This is a genomic window from Lactococcus sp. LG606 (assembly GCF_017309645.1).
Taxonomy (GTDB): Bacteria; Bacillota; Bacilli; order Lactobacillales; family Streptococcaceae; genus Lactococcus; species Lactococcus petauri.
On sequence record NZ_CP071301.1, the window covers coordinates 2,063,828 to 2,080,658 of the forward strand.

The window sequence follows — 16,831 nt, forward strand, 5'->3', positions numbered from 1 at the left end:
TAGTAAAGAATAAGTCAGTGAGGAGGGCAGTATGTGAGTGATTTTAGTCAAATTTTTAATCTTGACTTCTGGCAAAAAATATTGGAGTTAAACCAATCGCCTTGGCGTGTGTTCATTTCAATCATCGATATCGCTATTGTAAGCTTTTTTCTTTATTTAGCTATGCGTTTTGTACAAGGCACAAAGCTGGTCAGCTTAGTACGTGGTGTTATTATTTTTGTTCTCATAAGAATAGTTGCTGGTTTGATCGGTTTGACCACTTTAGAGTGGCTACTCAATCAAGTAATTACCTATGGTGCGATTGCCGGTGTTATTATCTTTCAACCAGAAATACGTAGAGCTTTGGAAGGATTAGGTCGGACGACCAATCGGTTATCCGGTGGACGCAACCGGTCTATCAATAGCTATATTGAGGCATATGAAAAATCTTTTGCCTATATGTCTGAGCGTAAAATTGGAGCACTCATTGCTATTGAGCGAACACAAACTCTGAGTGAATATGCTTCAACAGGGATAAGATTAGATGCAGATATCTCCAGTGAGTTAATCATCAATATCTTTATCCCGAATACGCCTTTACATGATGGGGCAGTGATTATTCAAGATGATAAAATTGCTGTAACCAGTGCCTACCTTCCTTTAACTGAGAAAACGGGAATATCCAAAGAGTTTGGGACACGACATCGTGCAGCTATTGGTTTATCAGAATCTTCAGATGCTTTAGTTCTTGTTGTTTCGGAAGAAACAGGAGGAATATCTATCGCTTATAATGGTGAGTTGTACGCGGATATTTCAAAAGAAGTGTTCCATGAAAAACTTATCGCTATTTTGGGACCAGAAGAAACAGGAGGCAAAAAATAATGAGAAATAATTTTTTCGCTTCAAAACTTTTTACAATCTTAGCTTCCATTTTCTTTGCAGTAATTTTATTCTTTAATGCAAGCTCTGCTGCGTTGAGAAATCAAGGTAACTCAACAACTGGAGAAGTTTATACGACAACTATTTCCAATGTACCAATTGAAATTAAGTATAATTCAGATGAATATTTTGCCAGTGGTTATAATAATACTGCTAATGTCTACCTGACAAGTTACAATCGCGTTCAGATTAATACAGAAGAAAACCCGGATTCTCGGAACTTTTATCTTGTGGTGGATTTATCCAATGCAAAAGAAGGAACAGTGACGATGCCCGTACGTATCCAACAACTTCCTAATGGCATAAATGCACAAATTGAACCTACAACCTTGACCGTTCGCTTAGAAAAGAAAGCCAGTGCTGAATTTAATGTAACACCCTTGATTGAACAAGCGCAGCTACCAGATGGTTTCAAAGTTAATGACATCAAGCTGAGTCAAGAAAAAGTCAAAGTAACAGCAGGGGAAACAAGCATCAAACAAATCCATGCCATCCAAGCGGCCTTACCAAGTGATGCATACTTAAATGATGATTACTCTGGTACGGTTACCTTGCATGCAGTTGATGCTGACGGAAAATTACTTCCCGCACAAATCAGTCCGGCGACAGTGCAAATGAAAGTGAGCGTAGAAAAGCCGTCAAAAACAGTCCCAGTTAATGTGAAGAAAACGGGAACACTTGACCAAAGTCTTTCAGACATGAAGACGTCTCTCTCTCAGAAGACAGTCACCATTTCAGGAGAACAAAGTGCTCTAGATAAGATTAATAGTGTTGATGCGACGGTAAACATATCTAATATTACGGAAAAAGAGACTGTAAATGTCGATATACAGGCAGATGGAGCAAGTGTGAAACCTAGTCAAGTAGAAGTAACAATGACTCCAGTAAAAAAATAAATAAGTAAAAAAAGAAAAGAGAAGAATAAAATGGGTAAATATTTTGGAACAGATGGCGTTCGTGGAGAGGCAAATGTAGAGTTAACGCCAGAAATGGCCTTTAAACTTGGGCGCTTTGGTGGCTATGTTCTTAGCCAACATGAAATCGGAACACCAAAAGTGTATGTAGCACGTGATCCACGTATTTCGGGTCAGATGCTTTCAACAAGCCTTATTTCAGGTCTGTTATCAGTAGGGATTGAGGTTTATGATTTGGGTGTTATTGCTACACCAGGAGTGGCTTATTTGGTCCGTAAAGAAGAAGCCTCTGCAGGGGTTATGATTTCTGCCAGCCATAATCCAGCCTTGGATAACGGAATTAAGTTCTTCGGAGCAGATGGTTTTAAACTTGACGATGATAAAGAGTTAGAAATCGAAGCTTTGATTGATGCTGAAGAAGATAAATTACCACGACCTTCTGCTGAAGGTTTGGGAATTTTACACGATTATAATGAAGCTGTACGTAAATATCAAGCATTTTTGAAAACAACAGCTGAAGGCGATTTTGAAGGTTACAAAATTGTACTCGATACAGCTAATGGTGCTTCATATACATCTGCGCGTGCTGTGTTTGCTGATTTAAATGCCGAACTCACAGTGATTGGTGAAAATCCAAATGGACTTAATATTAATGACGGTGTTGGTTCAACACACCCAGAGAAAACAGCAGATACGGTTGTAGAAACTGGAAGCGACATTGGTCTGGCTTTCGATGGTGATGCGGATCGTCTTATCGCAGTAGATGAAAATGGCAATATCGTTGATGGTGACAAAATTATGTTCATCGTTGGGAAGTATCTCCTTGAGCAAGGGAAATTAGCAAAAGATACCGTAGTTACAACTGTAATGTCTAATCTTGGTTTTCATTTAGCATTGGAAGAAGCAGGTATGAATTCCGTAGTAACGGCTGTAGGTGACCGCTATGTTGTGGAAGAAATGCGTAAAAATAGTTACAATTTTGGTGGTGAACAGTCAGGTCATATGGTCTTCTTGGACTACAATACGACCGGTGATGGACAACTCTCAGCTATCCAACTTGTAAAAGTCATGCGTGAAACAGGTAAAAAATTATCAGAACTAGCAGCTGAAGTCACAATTTATCCTCAAAAACTTGTAAATGTTCGTGTAGCAAATAACGCTGCTAAAGAAGGGGCAATGGATATTCCAGCTATACGTGAAGTTATTACGGCCATGGAAGAAAAAATGAACGGCAAAGGCCGCATCCTTGTCCGCCCAAGTGGAACAGAACCCCTTCTCCGTGTTATGGCTGAAGCACCAACAGATGAAGAAGTAAATGAAGTTGTTGACACAATAGTTGACGTAGTCAAAGAAGAAATTGGCGTAAAACTATAAAAGAAAAAGATTCGTAAGGAATCTTTTTTTGTTCCCAGACATACTGCATGAAAGAGGGAAGTAGTCAATGGCCAAAGACAAGACTCCTTTAGACTTTGCTAGAGTCACACAAGACTTAGCGAAAAACAATCATTTCCGCTTTCCGGGATTTAATTACTAAAGTTCACTTGTTGAGTTGTGCTATAATAAGGCTATGAAATTAAAAGTTAATGAAGAAAAGATGCTCACATTTGCAGAGCGTTTAGGTGGCCTTCTTCAAGCACAAGATATTGTTGTTTTGACAGGAGAACTTGGTGCAGGTAAAACAACCTTTGTGAAGGGTTTAGCTGTGGGCTTAGGAATTTCGCAGATGATCAAGAGCCCAACTTACACCATTGTACGAGAATACGAGGAAGGAAAGCTCCCTTTATATCATATGGATGTTTACCGTGCAGGAGATGATCCTGACAGCTTTGACCTTGACGATTATCTTTTTGGTGAAGGCGTTTCTGTTATTGAATGGGGCGAGCTACTGGGAGAAAGTCTACCTGAAGCCTACTTAGAAGTGAAATTTGATAAATACGCAGACGGCTTTGCAACGGATGCTGAACGTGTCTTAGAACTTCTTCCACATGGACAACGCTATGAGGCACTACTAGGAGAATTATGAGCACAGAGTTACTGATTCGTGAAGCAACTCCTGAAGATAGCATAAAGCTTATTGCTTTTCTTAATCAGGTAGGAAAAGAAAGTCATTTTTTGACTTTAGATGAGGCGGGGATTCTTATGTCGCCCACGCAGATGCAAGATTACTTGACACAGATTCTTACGAAGGACAACAACGCTTATTTTCTAGCCTTTATTGGTCAAGAAATTGCTGGCGTTCTACATATTACGGCAGATTTTCACTATCGCATACGCCATATTGGGGATATTTTTATTGCTGTAAGTTCACAATTTCAAGGTTATGGTATTGCTTCTTTTTTATTTGAGGATGCCCTTGAATGGATTGAGGAGATGGACGTGATAAAGCGACTTGAATTAACTGTTCAAAAACGCAACAAAGCAGCTATCCATTTATATGAAAAGTTTGGTTTTGAGCTTGAAACAGTCCAAAAATATGGCGCACGCGATGAACATGGACAATTGATAGATGTGTATCAAATGGTCAAATTTTTCTAAGTGAAATAAGAGTGATCAGATAGGAAAAAAGAAGCTTATCTGGTTGCTTTTTTCATTTCCTGTTGTTTATTTGTAGAAATTTGATATAATTTTACTATGAAACTTTGGAAAAAATCGCTGTTGATGATCGTTGGGATCATCGCCTTAACGGCTGGAGCAGCCACTGTCTATGTTTCGACAGTTTTAGATAGCACAACAAAAGCATTTTCGAAAACCTATGCGGAAGTTGGAAGCACAGATGCGGGAAAAATTATCAAAGCGACTGAGCCATTAACAATTTTACTCATGGGTGTCGATACTGGAGGAGCTGACCGCGGAGGATCAACCAGCTGGGATGGTAACTCTGACTCACAGATCGTTATGACCCTTAATCCCAAAACGAATACAACAACGATGGTTTCTCTTGAGCGAGATGTCATGTCAAACATTTTGGATAATAAAGGTAATACTGTTTCGACACAGAAGATGAATGCCGCTTATCCGATGGGGTATAATGCAGGAGGGCTGGAAACAGGTGTCCAATATGCCATGAAGACAATCGGAGAACAGGCTGGTATTAATGTTGATAACTTCCTCATGATTAACTTTGATGGCTTGGTCAACTTGGTCAATGATGTGGGCGGTATTGATATTGACAATACAACTGGGCAGACTCTTTATATCTCTGACACAGAGCCGGAGTACACTGCGAAAGTTCCACCAGGTAAACAACACATTAATGGAGACCAAGCGCTGGTTTATTCGCGTGATCGCCATCACTTACCTAATGGAGACTATGGTCGTGCAGCACACCAGCGTGAAGTTATTTCAGCAGTTGTGACGAAGCTCTTGGCATTGAACAATATCACTCAATATCAAAAATTCTTGGACGATATTAGTGAAGACATCAAAACAAATATTCCAATCAATGGCTCAACTTTAACTTCTTTATTAGGTTATAGAGATTGTTTCAATAAAGTAGTTTCGATTCAATATCAAGGGATTGATTATATGAATCCAGGAGATGGTGGTTCTTATCAGCTGTTATCTACAAATACGACTTTAGCCGTTCAAAACGCTTTACGAAACTCTCTGAAAAAAGAGACAGGCAATAGTTTAAGTAATAATTTAATTACATACGAAACATTAACTGGTAATATACCTGATGCCTATTTCATGCCTTCAGCAACAGTAACAGAAAATGGCAAGTCAACTGTTTATGGTATTGATGTCAATGGTTCTTTTGTAAATCTTGACAGCAGCAATTCTGCTACCTATGTTGCGACAGATGGTAGCGCAGCGACAAGTGATAAGCCAACTTCATCGGATAAAACAAAATCTTCTGAAGAAAGTCAGGCTGATGCAACTACCCCAGATCCTTATGGGGCTTCTGTAGACGATGGCGCAGCATATGGAACAACTGACCCAGGAATGGGAGGTGCGAGTGCAGATGGTACAACCACTTATGTTGATCCTTATACAGGACAATAATTGCTTCAATTAGAAAAATATGATAGACTAGACAAGTAGTGTAAAAATCTACTTGTCTATTTTGGTCCGATAGCTCAGCTGGATAGAGCATTCGCCTTCTAAGCGAACGGTCGAGGGTTCGAATCCCCCTCGGATCATGGTGCCAAACCTCGCTCCGCCTTCGTGGCGGGGCATTTTTTGTTCTAAAAGTAAAGCTTAAAAGATGGCTTTTTAAATTAAAAAAATAAAGCACTTCATGGGAAGTGCTTTATTTTATACTATATATCGAAAGGCGTACTCCGCATTAGTTCAAAGTTAGCACGCGTAATCCAACTTTAAAATCTTTTTAAAAATTTCGACGGCAGCATCATAATCCTCATAAGGCAAATTATAGGCTTCAAGAAATTGATAAGTATTGATTTGCTCAACAACATCAAAGTGTGAGATGTAGTCAATCACACATTCTTTGAGCGACATCGTGCTAAAATCTTTCGTTCGGCTGTCTGATTTGTTTAATGCGTGTATCACTTCCTCGTTCACTTTACAGAGTAGCGCAAAAGAAGTGTCACATGGACAACCAGAAATTTCGATAAATTTTTGGAAGAGTTCAAAATTTCCGCCTTCGGACACAAAGATATCCCAGAGGAAGAGGATAGCTTCTTTATTTGTTCGTTTCTCCTGAGGGCTGGTTGTATCACATTCTCCAAGACGATAGCGATCATTATTCTTAATGTGCATTAACTCATGGCACAACTTAAAGGCCTTGACCGTTTTCGGATTAAAAATAGTAATCTTTTTTCTGTTATGTGTGACAGCATCCAATGGAAAATAGTTGTCCCCGATAACTTCAATTCCATATTTTTCTATCTCAAGGATTATACGCTCTATTAGTTCCTGTTCGTTCATAGAGCCCCCATTTAGTCTTCAAGACGCTTACCTAAAATAAGTTTTAATGCCGTTTTTACTTCATCAGTAAGTGGTTTGCCATCAAAAGACACCCATTCGTCCCAGTCAACCTTACTCTCGTCTACTAAAGGAGCAAGGTCGATAGGTTCTTGATGATTGTTTTTTTCTTGGTGTCCAAGGAGATAATCAACACTGACATTAAAGTATTTGGCGACTGCTGTTACTTTATCAACACCAGGTGTTTGTTTACTCCAGCGGCGTATTGTTCCATTACCATAGCCCAGATGTTCTTCAATTTGTCTGATGGATACATGCTTTTGGGCCGCTAACTCTTTTATTTTTTCGTATAAATCCAAATTTATTAACCTTTCAGAATAGCTTTATCTGTTTGTAGCATATTAGTATATTTTTCGTTTGACATTTTATACCAATATGCTATAATGTTTCTTGTAAAGAAGATTTGCAACTTTTATAAAGAAGTCCTATAAGGTATGTGTGAGTGAGAATATACACACCAATCAATAGGTTTTTCATTCTACATTAATTGTAGCTTATTAGTATACAAAAGTCAAATTGAGATAGACAAAAGTTCTATAAAAGATGTGAGTTGAAAAAAGGTATAGAAAGGAAGAAGATATGACAATAATCCAGACAAAAGTTTCTAGGGCTAAAGAAAGAGTTAAAATATCGCAAAGGAAAAGCAAGCAGGAAGAATTAGTCTTTGAGGAGGAACTGCTCAAGCTAGAAATAGAGCGACGCAAGCATGAAAGTAAGGAGAAACGTAGAATGCGGCGTAAGATGCAAAGAGAAAAAATGCTTGCCAACTTGCATCAAAATGATTAAGGAGAAAGACGATGAAAAAGTTATATGCGGTTTATAGAGGAGAAGCATTTTTAGATTGTGGAACAGCCAGTGAACTTGCAGCGCGTTTTGATACTAATCTAGAAAATGTCTATTCAAAAGTTAGTAAAGAACGCAAAGCAAGAAGTAGGGGCCAGTCTTTTTCAGACAATACTTTGCATTGGTATAGCTTTGATGATGGTAATGATGAGAACATCTGGCTTTCTTAGCAAAAGGTTCCTTTGGGTGACTCCAAAACGTATGTGGGCATTTCTGGCTTCTATATTGACATATAGCATTGTTGTGTAAAAGAGCTTCTAACCTAAATAATGCAAGGTTGGTCGCATTAAAGGGTTTTCAAAATAGAGTAGAAAGTTTGCAGAATAAGGGAAACTCTAAATTAGGTTAGACAAATCTATACTTGATTTTGCTATAATATAAACATGACTAGATATATGGCAACGATTGCTTATGATGGCACAAATTTTGCAGGTTTTCAAACCCAAAATAATCAACGGACTGTACAAGAAGAGATTGAAAAAGTTTTGACAAAATTAAATTCTCACCAGACTGTGATATTGCATGGCTCAGGACGTACAGATTCGGGAGTGCATGCGCATGCTCAGCGTATTCATTTTGACTTAAAAGGGCAGCGAGATGAGGAACGTTTACGTTTCGCTTTGGACACGCAAACCCCATCAGATATTGCCTTTCGTGAAGTCATACAAGTTGAAGAGGATTTTCATGTTCGCTTTAACAAGCATGAAAAGATTTATGAGTATTTTCTGGAAAACAGTAAAGTTCGGAGTCCTTTTCACCGTTTGTATCGTGCACATTTTCGCTATCAACTTGATGAAGATTTGATGCGACAAGCTCTAGCAGATTTGGTTGGTACACATGACTTTACTGGCTTTACAGCAGCTGGTGCTACAGTTGAAGATAAGATACGAACGATAACTCAAGCTGAGCTTGTAAAACTAGACGATGAAAACTATAAATTTATTTTTCGGGGCAATGGGTTTCTTTATAAACAAGTTCGTAATATGATGGGAACTGTGATTAAAATAGGAAATGGGCGGATGCCTGTCTCGCAAATTAAAAAGATTTTAGAAAGTAAAAATCGCGACCTAGCAGGTCCGACTGCTGCCCCAGAAGGGCTCTATCTCAAGGAGGTAATTTATTTTGACTAAAAATATTGTTGCTGTACATGACATTTCTTGCGTAGGTCGTTGTTCCTCAACAGTGGCGCTTCCGATTATTAGTGCTTACGGCATAGAGTGTCGACTATTGCCCACAGCGCTTTTATCAACACATACAGGTGGTTTTACCAACTTTACTTATCTTGATCTTACAGATGAAATGCGCAACATTATTCAAGCCTGGCAAGAATTAAATCTCCATATGGATGGAATTTATAGTGGCTTTATGGCTTCTGCGGAACAAATTGACGTGCTCAAAGAATTGATTGGCATATATAAAGATGCGAATAATCTGGCTATAATTGATCCAGTCATGGCTGATCATGGGGAACTATATAGTGTTTTCGATATACACTTTGTAGAAAAAATGGGTGAACTTTTGCCTTATGCAGATGTTCTTTTGCCTAATATCACAGAAGCGTGCCTTTTAACAGGAACACCTTACCAAGAAGGTGTGCAGTCAGAAGCATTTATTGAAATGCTCATTGAAAAATTACAAGCACGTGGAGCAAAAAATGTTGTTTTGACGGGTGTTATGCTTGATGAAAAATATATTGGAGCCGCGGCTGCAAGAAGTACCGGACAGATTGACTATGTTTTGGCAGAAAAATTGCCAGGAGCTTATCATGGCACTGGAGATATCTTCGGTTCTGTTTTATCTGCAGAGTTAACTAATGGTAAAACTTTAGCCGCAGCAACGCGAGAAGCTGTTGACTTTGTAGTTAAATCAATAAAAAATACACCAAAGTCTGCTGACAAACGTTATGGAGTAGAATTCGAGCAAACTTTGAAAAGTAAAAGAAAGCAGGAGCAATGAAGTACTCAACTAAAAAATTAACCCTGTTGGCTTTGTTAGCTGCCTTGACATTTGTCTTAGGCTATTTCACAAAAATACCTATTCCTGGTGGTTATTTTACCTTGCTTGATGCGGGTATTTTCACGACAGCAATGCTTCTTGGAAAACGTGAAGGTCTAATTGTTGGTGCACTAGCAGGTTTTCTCAATGATTTTATTGCGGGATATGCGGCATACATGTTCTTTACTTTAGTCATTCATGGACTCCAAGGTTATTTAGGTGTTATAACAAAAAATAAAGCACTTAATTACGTGTTGGCTACTGTGGTTATGGTCGGCGGTTATTTTATAGCAGATATGTTTATTGTTGGAAGTTTAGCCGTGGCATTACCAGACATGGCAATCAATGCCGTGCAAACCAGTGTCGGTTTTGTCGTTGCTTTGCTTCTTACAGAAATTCTTAAGAAATCAGGTGCTCTTCATGGACTTAAAACAAATTAAAGAAGAAACAAAAACAATTATTGAAGATGTTATTGCAAAAACAGAGATAAAAGCTGGACAGATTTTTGTCTTGGGCCTATCTAGTTCCGAAGTCAATGGCGGTACAATTGGTAAGAACTCCTCAGCTGAGATCGGCGAAGTGATTGTCGGAACGATTTACGAAGCACTCAAGGCGCGGGATATTTATTTAGCTGTCCAGGCTTGTGAACACCTTAACCGTGCTTTACTTGTAGAGCAAGAATTGGCGGACAAAAAAGATTTGGAAATCGTTTCTGTTGTTCCACAGCTTCATGCAGGAGGGAGTGGACAAGTCGCAGCTTATAAGCTATTTAAGGCACCAGTAGAAGTTGAGCATATCACGGCATATGCTGGACTCGATATTGGCGATACAGCTATTGGAATGCACGTAAAGCATGTCCAAATCCCTGTGCGACCTCTCTTGAAAGAACTTGGCGGAGCGCATGTCACAGCTCTCAAATCACGTCCTAAGCTTATTGGTGGGGAACGTGCAAGTTATGAGTAAGTAAAAGTCTGGATAAGTACCTCACTGGAAATTTTGCATATCAGTTGGTAATAAGGACAAAGTGTGAGAAAATGTTTTTTAACAATAAAGAGGGAGGTGCAGATGACATTTAAAGTCGAAGTAGATGACCTCAGAGGGAAACCAGTTGCTCGCGAGTCCTACTGATATTCACTAATTTCTAAAAGGAGGATAGATGTTCTTATCCTCTTTTTTACTCCAGATAAAATCTAGGACCTTGACAAAAAAATCAAAATCATATAGAATAATATTCGGGCACCGCTTTTTGCGGTAAAGTCAGAAGCTCCCTTACAAAAGGGAGCTTATTTTTTTGTTTCGCTACCAACATTTGTGGCTAAAACCACTAATTGATGGATGGCAAGCTCTACGGAGCTTTGCCTAAGCGCCTCATTAGGAAAAATAAAAAAGCAACTATTTTTCCATTATATTTTCCCAGGCTTAATATAGAAAACAGAGGAGATTTCGCATTGGCAACTAAGTATATTTTCGTCACAGGTGGTGGTACATCATCAATGGGTAAGGGTATTGTTGCAGCGTCTTTGGGACGTTTGCTCAAAAATCGTGGCCTTAAAGTAACTGTACAAAAATTTGATCCGTATCTTAATATTGACCCAGGGACAATGAGTCCTTATCAACACGGTGAGGTTTTTGTTACAGACGATGGTGCTGAAACAGACCTTGACCTTGGACACTACGAGCGTTTTATTGATATCAATCTTAATAAATACTCAAATGTAACTTCAGGTAAAGTTTACTCTGAAATTTTACGCAAAGAGCGTAAAGGGGAGTACCTTGGAGCCACAGTTCAAATGGTACCTCACGTTACGGATACATTAAAAGAAAAAATTAAGCGTGCAGCAACTATGACTGATGCGGATGTTATCATCACTGAGGTGGGTGGTACAGTAGGTGATATGGAATCCCTTCCGTTTATTGAGGCTCTACGTCAAATGAAAGCCGAAGTTGGTTCAGATAATGTGATGTACATTCACACTGTGCCAATCCTCCACTTGCGTGCAGCTGGGGAGTTGAAAACAAAAATTGCACAAAATGCAACAAAAACATTACGTGAGTATGGTATCCAAGCGAATATGTTGGTGCTTCGTACAGAAGTTCCAATCACACGGGAAATGCGTGATAAAGTAGCTATGTACTGTGACGTTGATCCTGAAGCAGTTATCCAGTCTCTAGATGTGGAACATCTTTACCAAATTCCGTTAAACTTGCAAGAGCAAAACATGGATCAAATCGTTTGTGATCACTTGAAACTTGATGCACCTGCAGCTGATATGACAGAGTGGGCAGCAATGGTTGACCATGTGATGAACCTCAAGAAAAAAGTCAAGATTGCCTTGGTTGGGAAATACGTAGAATTACCAGATGCATATATCTCAGTGACAGAAGCATTGAAACATGCCGGATACCCAGCAGACAGCGATATCGAATTGGACTGGGTAAATGCCAATGACTTGGACGATAGCAATGCTGCTGCACGTTTGAAAGATGCACATGGTATTATCGTTCCTGGTGGGTTTGGTGAACGTGGATCAGAAGGTAAAATTTCGGCTATCCGTTATGCACGTGAAAACGACGTTCCAATGTTGGGGATCTGTCTGGGTATGCAAATGACATGCGTGGAGTTTGCGCGCAATGTTCTCGGCATGGAAGGGGCACATTCTTACGAATTAAACCCAGAAACACCATATCCAATTATCGATATCATGCGTGACCAAGTTGATGTTGAAGACATGGGAGGAACCTTGCGCTTAGGACTCTACCCATCAAAACTAAAAGCAAACACTAAAGCACGTGCGGCATATAACGATGCGGATGTCGTTCAACGTCGTCACCGTCACCGCTATGAATTTAATAATAAATATCGTGAACAATTTGAAGCGGCAGGCTTTACATTCTCTGGTGTTTCCCCAGACAACCGTTTGGTCGAAATCGTTGAGTTAACCGATAAGAAATTCTTCGTTGCTTGTCAATATCACCCAGAATTACAATCACGTCCAAACCGTCCAGAAGAGCTTTATCAAGCCTTTGTTAAAGCTGCAGTGGAAAACATGTAAAAATAAAAATCCCTACTTAAGTTGGGGATTTTTTTAGTGCTTACTTTTTAATATTTTTTCCTATCATAATTTGATATACTGGATGCAATATTGAGAGGAGAAGCCATGTCAGAGTATCAACGTATGATTTCAGGACAACTTTATAGAGCATCTAAGATTGAAAAAGAGTATGATCCACAACCAGAAAGAGTACTTGCCCAAAAGATAAATCAAACCAGCCTAATGGATCAAAAAGAAATTATTGCTTTAGAGAAACAATTGTTTGGGAGTACAGGAAAATCTATTTATGTGAATCCGCCACTTCAAGTCGATTATGGTTTTAACACACACATTGGTGAAAATTTTTATGCCAATGTGGATTGTATTTTTTTGGATGTTGCACCAATCACTATTGGAGACGATGTGATGTTTGGACCTCGCGTAAGCCTGATTACACCATTGCATCCTATCGATGCAGCTGTTCGGGTTCGAGGGCTTGAATATGCAAAACCAATCACTATTGGCGATCGTGTATGGCTCGGTGCAGGTGTTATTGTGAATCCAGGTGTTAGTATTGGCGAAGGAACGATTGTAGGGTCAGGAGCAGTAGTTACTAAAGATCTGCCCGCACATGTCATCGCTGTGGGAAATCCGGCACGTATTTTAAGAGAAATTAGTGAGACAGATCAAGAGTATTGGGAGCTACAAGAAAAGGATTATTATGACACAAAAAAAGCAGATTAAAAACCTGCTTTTTTTGATCGGTCTTTGAAAGAGAGATTAATGCTTTGGTTCCACAACTCCGACTTTACTAATGAGTAAAACAAAAAGTCCGAATACCAGTGAGACAACCAAAGTGCTAAACGGCTTGTCAGCTACCCCAGCGAGTGCGGTCATGATGTAACCTACAACTTCGCCGATAACGGCTGACCAGAAAAGAGTTACAAGTACTTTCATAATAATTCTTCTTTCGATTTTTCTTCAAAATAAAGTATAATACTATTAGAGCTAAAATTCAAGAATTATGCGAAAAAAGTATAAAAACAAAGGAGAAAGGAGCCAAATGTTTGCACAACTCAACACCAAAACAGAGTACAGTTTTTTAGATAGTGTTGTCCGAGTAGATGATTATCTGAATGTGGCAGAAAAAATGGGCTATAAACAGCTCGGCATTTGTGATGTCGGAAATTTACATGGTGCTTATCACTTTGCGATTGAAGCACAAAAGAGAAACATACAGCCCATTATTGGGGTTGAGCTTGTTTTTGAGCTGGACAGTTTACCTGTATCCTTTAGTTTTATTGCTAAAAATACTGAGGGTTATAAAAATCTTTTAAAAATCTCTTCCAGTCATAATTACGGTCGTCACCGTTTTTCTGATATTGAGAGTTTTTTAAATGATGTCGTTCTAGTGGTACCAGAGTCTTATGCGAATCTCTCAGCCCTTTCACAGATTCAAGCAGAAGTATATATTGGCATCTTGCCTACAGGTGCCGGAGGAACTTCGCTTCAGTTTCCGCACCTTCCTTTTCAGCCTGTGCGCTACTTATCACAGGTCGATAATGAAAGCCTTGAAGTTCTACATGCGATTCGTGATTTAATACCTTACAATCAAGAGTTGACTTTGTCAAATGACCAACTTTTGCAGAGACCAGAAATTTATGAAAAATTATATGCTAAGAATTATCCTCAAGCCTTAGATAATCTTGAAAACTTAGTTGCAAATATTGCATATGACTTTAGTGAGAAGTTAGGCTTGCCTCAGTTTGATAAACAAAGAAATGCAGCGGAGCTTCTTCGTGAAAGAGCAGAAGTCAATCTGCCTGCAGGAGAAGACTATCGTGCACGTCTCAATCATGAACTATCGGTCATCCATCAAATGGGTTTCGATGACTATTTCCTTATCGTTGCCGACTTATTACGCTATGCAAGTGAAAACGACATCTATTGTGGCATGGGGCGTGGCTCTGCTGCTGGTTCATTGGTGGCTTATACTTTAGGTATCACTCATGTTGATCCGGTGGCAAATAATCTCTTCTTTGAACGTTTCCTTAATCCTGAACGTGTAGCGATGCCCGATATCGATATTGATATGCCTGATACCAAACGGTCCGAGTTGCTTGCTTATATGAAGCGGCGTTATGGTAGCGACCATGTGGCGCAGATCGTGACTTTCTCGACCTTAGGTAAACGACAAGCTTTACGTGATGTCGGAAAGGCTTTTGGGATGAACGAAGCTGAGCTTTCTTCTCTCACACGCATGTTGAGACAGCGGTTTGGTTCGCTTCGTGATGAATATGAGGAAAATCCTAAACTTAAGGCTGAAATTTTACGCGACAGTCGATTGCAGAAAGTGTATGAGATAGCTACTCGTATTGAAGGCTTACCGCGTCAAACATCGACACACGCTTCGGGCGTGGTGTTAAGCCAAGAATCCTTGGTCAATTACGTGCCTCTAAAACCATCCGATGATTTGGCCTTGGCACAATATGAGGCACCGGATGTTGAAGCAATTGGCCTGTTGAAAATCGACTTTTTGGGTTTACGAAATTTAACGATAATTGAGCGATTATGTGAATTAGTACAAAAACGAAAAAATGTTCACATCGACCCTTTGCACATAGATTTAGAAGATGACAAAACGTTAGCACTTTTCCGGGCTGGAAATACTCTAGGTATTTTTCAATTTGAGAATCCACAGATGAGACGCTTTTTGCGTAATTTAGCTCCAACAAAGTTTGAGGATATTGTTGATGCGACATCTATTTTCCGTCCAGGCCCTTCACAGTTTATTCCCCAATTCGTTGCCCGCCGACATGGACAGGAAAAAGTAGAAGTCATTGACGAGACACTGACAGAAATATTAGCGCCAACCTATGGTATTATGATTTATCAGGAACAGATCATGCAAGTTGCACAACGCTTTGCTGGCTTCTCTTTGGGTAAGGCTGACTTGCTCCGCCGTGCAATCTCAAAGAAAAAAGGAAAAGAATTTGAAGAACTCCAAGCCGAATTTTTAACAGGAAGCTTAAAGTTGGGGCACACCGAAGCACAAGCGATGGAGATATATCGTCTGATTGAACGTTTTGCTAATTATGGTTTTAATCGTTCTCATGCCTATGCTTATGCTGCTCTAGCTTTTCAAATCGCTTATTTCAAGGCGAATTATCCCGATGAATTTTATGAGGTTCAGCTTCGAGACCGTAAAAGAGAGAGCATGATTCAAGACGCTTTGGATAATGATTTTCAAATGGAGCAACCTTCCATCAATCGGATGCCTTATCATGACAGAGTAGAAAATGGTAAAATCGCCTTGGGCTTAGCAAATGTACGGAGCATTCCACGAGATATGGCATTTTGGATTGTTGAACATAGGCCCTTTAGTGATTTAGCAGATTTGGTGAAAAGTTTACCTCAAAATTTCCAGAAAGAAGATTATTTGCTACCACTTGTACAGATTGGAGCTTTTGATGACCAAGACATGAACAGAGGGAAGCTGGCTCAAAACTTATCAACTCTCATTGATTATAGTCAAAATATTCAACTGGATCTCTTCGGTGCATCTGCCTTAAAATTCTCTTTTCAAGATGCAGAAGATTATCTGCAATCCGAGAAATACGAGTATGAAAAGCAGTTTTTAGGTGTAGGGATTACGCCACACCCCTTGCAAACTTTAGCACTTAAACTGAAAACAAATTTTACAGCACTGACTGATTTGCAAAAAAATAAGCGAGCGACTGTTTTAGTCGAGCTACTTGCTGTGCGTACCCATCGTACAAAGACAGGAGAGACAATGGCTTTCCTATCCACAACTGACAGTAAAGAAAATTTTGATATTACACTTTTCCCAGAAAATTATCGGCGGTTTATGGCAAATCTCGAAAAAGGAAAATTTTATTTAATTTCTGGCAAAGTTTCTGAAAGAAATGATGCTTTACAGATGCTAGCTGATCGTGTCATCGAAGTAGAAGAGACAGACCGTAAACTTTGGTTGAATCTTGAAGATGCAAGTCATAATACGCATATTTCTCGAATTTTACGGGAGTTTCCTGGAGGAATACAAGTCATTTTGCATTTTGCTGACACAAAAAAAACCACACAGACTCAAGTCTATGTGGAAGAAAATGATTTACTTTTGAACAAGTTGAAAACCTATGTCTTAAACGCTGTTTATAAATAGCG

The 16,831-nt window shown here is 39.3% G+C and carries 18 protein-coding genes and 1 tRNA gene; 16 read left to right on the plus strand and 3 right to left on the minus strand.

Annotated features, from left to right (window positions below):
• Positions 1-33 precede the first annotated feature (33 nt).
• The 7 genes from cdaA to J0J35_RS10195 all read left to right on the plus strand — a co-directional run bounded on the left by cdaA (position 34) and on the right by J0J35_RS10195 (position 5,974).
• Entirely contained in the window at positions 34-861 is an 828-nt protein-coding gene (gene cdaA, locus J0J35_RS10165; RefSeq protein ID WP_019292889.1) for a diadenylate cyclase CdaA, read from the plus strand.
• A complete protein-coding gene (locus J0J35_RS10170) occupies positions 861-1,814 on the plus strand; it encodes a YbbR-like domain-containing protein (protein WP_019293423.1) in 954 nt (317 codons plus the stop codon). Before cdaA ends, J0J35_RS10170 begins: the two co-directional genes overlap by 1 nt.
• A 30-nt stretch (positions 1,815-1,844) precedes the next feature.
• Positions 1,845-3,206 (plus strand): phosphoglucosamine mutase, encoded by a 1,362-nt coding sequence (glmM, locus tag J0J35_RS10175; RefSeq protein WP_206916864.1) that lies wholly within the window; start codon positions 1,845-1,847, stop codon positions 3,204-3,206.
• A gap of 193 nt (positions 3,207-3,399) precedes the next feature.
• Positions 3,400-3,855, plus strand: coding sequence for a tRNA (adenosine(37)-N6)-threonylcarbamoyltransferase complex ATPase subunit type 1 TsaE (tsaE, locus tag J0J35_RS10180; RefSeq protein WP_061413705.1), 456 nt, complete (start codon positions 3,400-3,402; stop codon positions 3,853-3,855).
• Positions 3,852-4,367, plus strand: coding sequence for a GNAT family N-acetyltransferase (locus J0J35_RS10185; RefSeq protein ID WP_019292884.1), 516 nt, complete (start codon positions 3,852-3,854; stop codon positions 4,365-4,367). The genes tsaE and J0J35_RS10185 overlap by 4 nt, the downstream gene beginning before the upstream one ends.
• 96 nt (positions 4,368-4,463) lie before the next feature.
• On the plus strand, positions 4,464-5,837 hold the full coding sequence (locus J0J35_RS10190; protein ID WP_046401076.1) for an LCP family protein: 1,374 nt from the start codon (positions 4,464-4,466) through the stop codon (positions 5,835-5,837).
• 63 nt (positions 5,838-5,900) lie between these two features.
• Positions 5,901-5,974, plus strand: a tRNA-Arg gene (locus J0J35_RS10195).
• A gap of 157 nt (positions 5,975-6,131) precedes the next feature.
• Here the strand turns inward: J0J35_RS10195 and J0J35_RS10200 are convergent.
• On the minus strand, positions 6,132-6,722 hold the full coding sequence (locus tag J0J35_RS10200; protein ID WP_019294176.1) for a hypothetical protein: 591 nt from the start codon (positions 6,720-6,722) through the stop codon (positions 6,132-6,134).
• 11 nt (positions 6,723-6,733) lie between these two features.
• The gene (locus J0J35_RS10205; RefSeq protein ID WP_206916866.1) at positions 6,734-7,078 is read right to left on the minus strand and encodes an XRE family transcriptional regulator; all 345 of its coding nucleotides are present in this window, start codon (positions 7,076-7,078) and stop codon (positions 6,734-6,736) included.
• A gap of 280 nt (positions 7,079-7,358) precedes the next feature.
• Between J0J35_RS10205 and J0J35_RS10210 the strand changes: the two genes are divergently transcribed.
• The 8 genes from J0J35_RS10210 (at position 7,359) to J0J35_RS10245 (ending at position 13,393) form a co-directional block, all read left to right on the plus strand.
• Positions 7,359-7,565, plus strand: a complete 207-nt coding sequence (locus J0J35_RS10210) for a hypothetical protein (RefSeq protein WP_019292651.1) — start codon at positions 7,359-7,361, stop codon at positions 7,563-7,565.
• A gap of 11 nt (positions 7,566-7,576) precedes the next feature.
• Positions 7,577-7,792 carry a hypothetical protein gene (locus tag J0J35_RS10215; RefSeq protein ID WP_019292650.1) on the plus strand — a complete coding sequence of 72 codons (216 nt, stop codon included), beginning with the start codon at positions 7,577-7,579 and terminating at the stop codon, positions 7,790-7,792.
• Positions 7,793-8,005: 213 nt separating this feature from the next.
• A complete protein-coding gene (truA, locus tag J0J35_RS10220) occupies positions 8,006-8,752 on the plus strand; it encodes a tRNA pseudouridine(38-40) synthase TruA (protein ID WP_019294175.1) in 747 nt (248 codons plus the stop codon).
• Positions 8,745-9,578 carry a pyridoxamine kinase gene (locus tag J0J35_RS10225; protein ID WP_195916703.1) on the plus strand — a complete coding sequence of 278 codons (834 nt, stop codon included), beginning with the start codon at positions 8,745-8,747 and terminating at the stop codon, positions 9,576-9,578. The genes truA and J0J35_RS10225 overlap by 8 nt, the downstream gene beginning before the upstream one ends.
• A complete protein-coding gene (locus tag J0J35_RS10230; protein WP_019294173.1) occupies positions 9,575-10,057 on the plus strand; it encodes an ECF transporter S component in 483 nt (160 codons plus the stop codon). The genes J0J35_RS10225 and J0J35_RS10230 overlap by 4 nt, the downstream gene beginning before the upstream one ends.
• Positions 10,038-10,580, plus strand: coding sequence for a TIGR01440 family protein (locus J0J35_RS10235; RefSeq protein ID WP_117516704.1), 543 nt, complete (start codon positions 10,038-10,040; stop codon positions 10,578-10,580). Before J0J35_RS10230 ends, J0J35_RS10235 begins: the two co-directional genes overlap by 20 nt.
• Before the next feature lie 485 nt (positions 10,581-11,065).
• The gene (locus tag J0J35_RS10240; protein WP_061413691.1) at positions 11,066-12,670 is read left to right on the plus strand and encodes a CTP synthase; all 1,605 of its coding nucleotides are present in this window, start codon (positions 11,066-11,068) and stop codon (positions 12,668-12,670) included.
• A 105-nt stretch (positions 12,671-12,775) separates the two neighbouring features.
• A complete protein-coding gene (locus J0J35_RS10245; RefSeq protein ID WP_206916867.1) occupies positions 12,776-13,393 on the plus strand; it encodes a sugar O-acetyltransferase in 618 nt (205 codons plus the stop codon).
• Between the two features lie 36 nt (positions 13,394-13,429).
• Here the strand turns inward: J0J35_RS10245 and J0J35_RS10250 are convergent, their stop codons facing one another.
• Positions 13,430-13,606: a DUF2929 family protein gene (locus J0J35_RS10250; protein ID WP_017369403.1), complete on the minus strand. Its 177-nt coding sequence runs from the start codon at positions 13,604-13,606 to the stop codon at positions 13,430-13,432.
• 106 nt (positions 13,607-13,712) lie between these two features.
• Between J0J35_RS10250 and J0J35_RS10255 the strand changes: the two genes are divergently transcribed.
• Positions 13,713-16,829 carry a DNA polymerase III subunit alpha gene (locus J0J35_RS10255; RefSeq protein ID WP_206916868.1) on the plus strand — a complete coding sequence of 1,039 codons (3,117 nt, stop codon included), beginning with the start codon at positions 13,713-13,715 and terminating at the stop codon, positions 16,827-16,829.
• Positions 16,830-16,831 lie beyond the last annotated feature (2 nt).

Excerpts from the sequence above, each read along its gene's own strand:
- J0J35_RS10230 (WP_019294173.1), top strand. The coding sequence starts at position 9,575 with ATGAAGTACTCAACTAAAAAATTAACCCTGTTGGCTTTGTTAGCTGCC.
- truA (WP_019294175.1), top strand. The coding sequence starts at position 8,006 with ATGACTAGATATATGGCAACGATTGCTTATGATGGCACAAATTTTGCA.
- J0J35_RS10250 (WP_017369403.1), bottom strand. The coding sequence starts at position 13,606 with ATGAAAGTACTTGTAACTCTTTTCTGGTCAGCCGTTATCGGCGAAGTT.
- J0J35_RS10170 (WP_019293423.1), top strand. The coding sequence starts at position 861 with ATGAGAAATAATTTTTTCGCTTCAAAACTTTTTACAATCTTAGCTTCC.
- tsaE (WP_061413705.1), top strand. The coding sequence starts at position 3,400 with ATGAAATTAAAAGTTAATGAAGAAAAGATGCTCACATTTGCAGAGCGT.
- J0J35_RS10185 (WP_019292884.1), top strand. The coding sequence starts at position 3,852 with ATGAGCACAGAGTTACTGATTCGTGAAGCAACTCCTGAAGATAGCATA.
- J0J35_RS10210 (WP_019292651.1), top strand. The coding sequence starts at position 7,359 with ATGACAATAATCCAGACAAAAGTTTCTAGGGCTAAAGAAAGAGTTAAA.
- J0J35_RS10200 (WP_019294176.1), bottom strand. The coding sequence starts at position 6,722 with ATGAACGAACAGGAACTAATAGAGCGTATAATCCTTGAGATAGAAAAA.
- J0J35_RS10215 (WP_019292650.1), top strand. The coding sequence starts at position 7,577 with ATGAAAAAGTTATATGCGGTTTATAGAGGAGAAGCATTTTTAGATTGT.
- J0J35_RS10245 (WP_206916867.1), top strand. The coding sequence starts at position 12,776 with ATGTCAGAGTATCAACGTATGATTTCAGGACAACTTTATAGAGCATCT.
- J0J35_RS10190 (WP_046401076.1), top strand. The coding sequence starts at position 4,464 with ATGAAACTTTGGAAAAAATCGCTGTTGATGATCGTTGGGATCATCGCC.
- J0J35_RS10235 (WP_117516704.1), top strand. The coding sequence starts at position 10,038 with ATGGACTTAAAACAAATTAAAGAAGAAACAAAAACAATTATTGAAGAT.
- glmM (WP_206916864.1), top strand. The coding sequence starts at position 1,845 with ATGGGTAAATATTTTGGAACAGATGGCGTTCGTGGAGAGGCAAATGTA.
- J0J35_RS10255 (WP_206916868.1), top strand. The coding sequence starts at position 13,713 with ATGTTTGCACAACTCAACACCAAAACAGAGTACAGTTTTTTAGATAGT.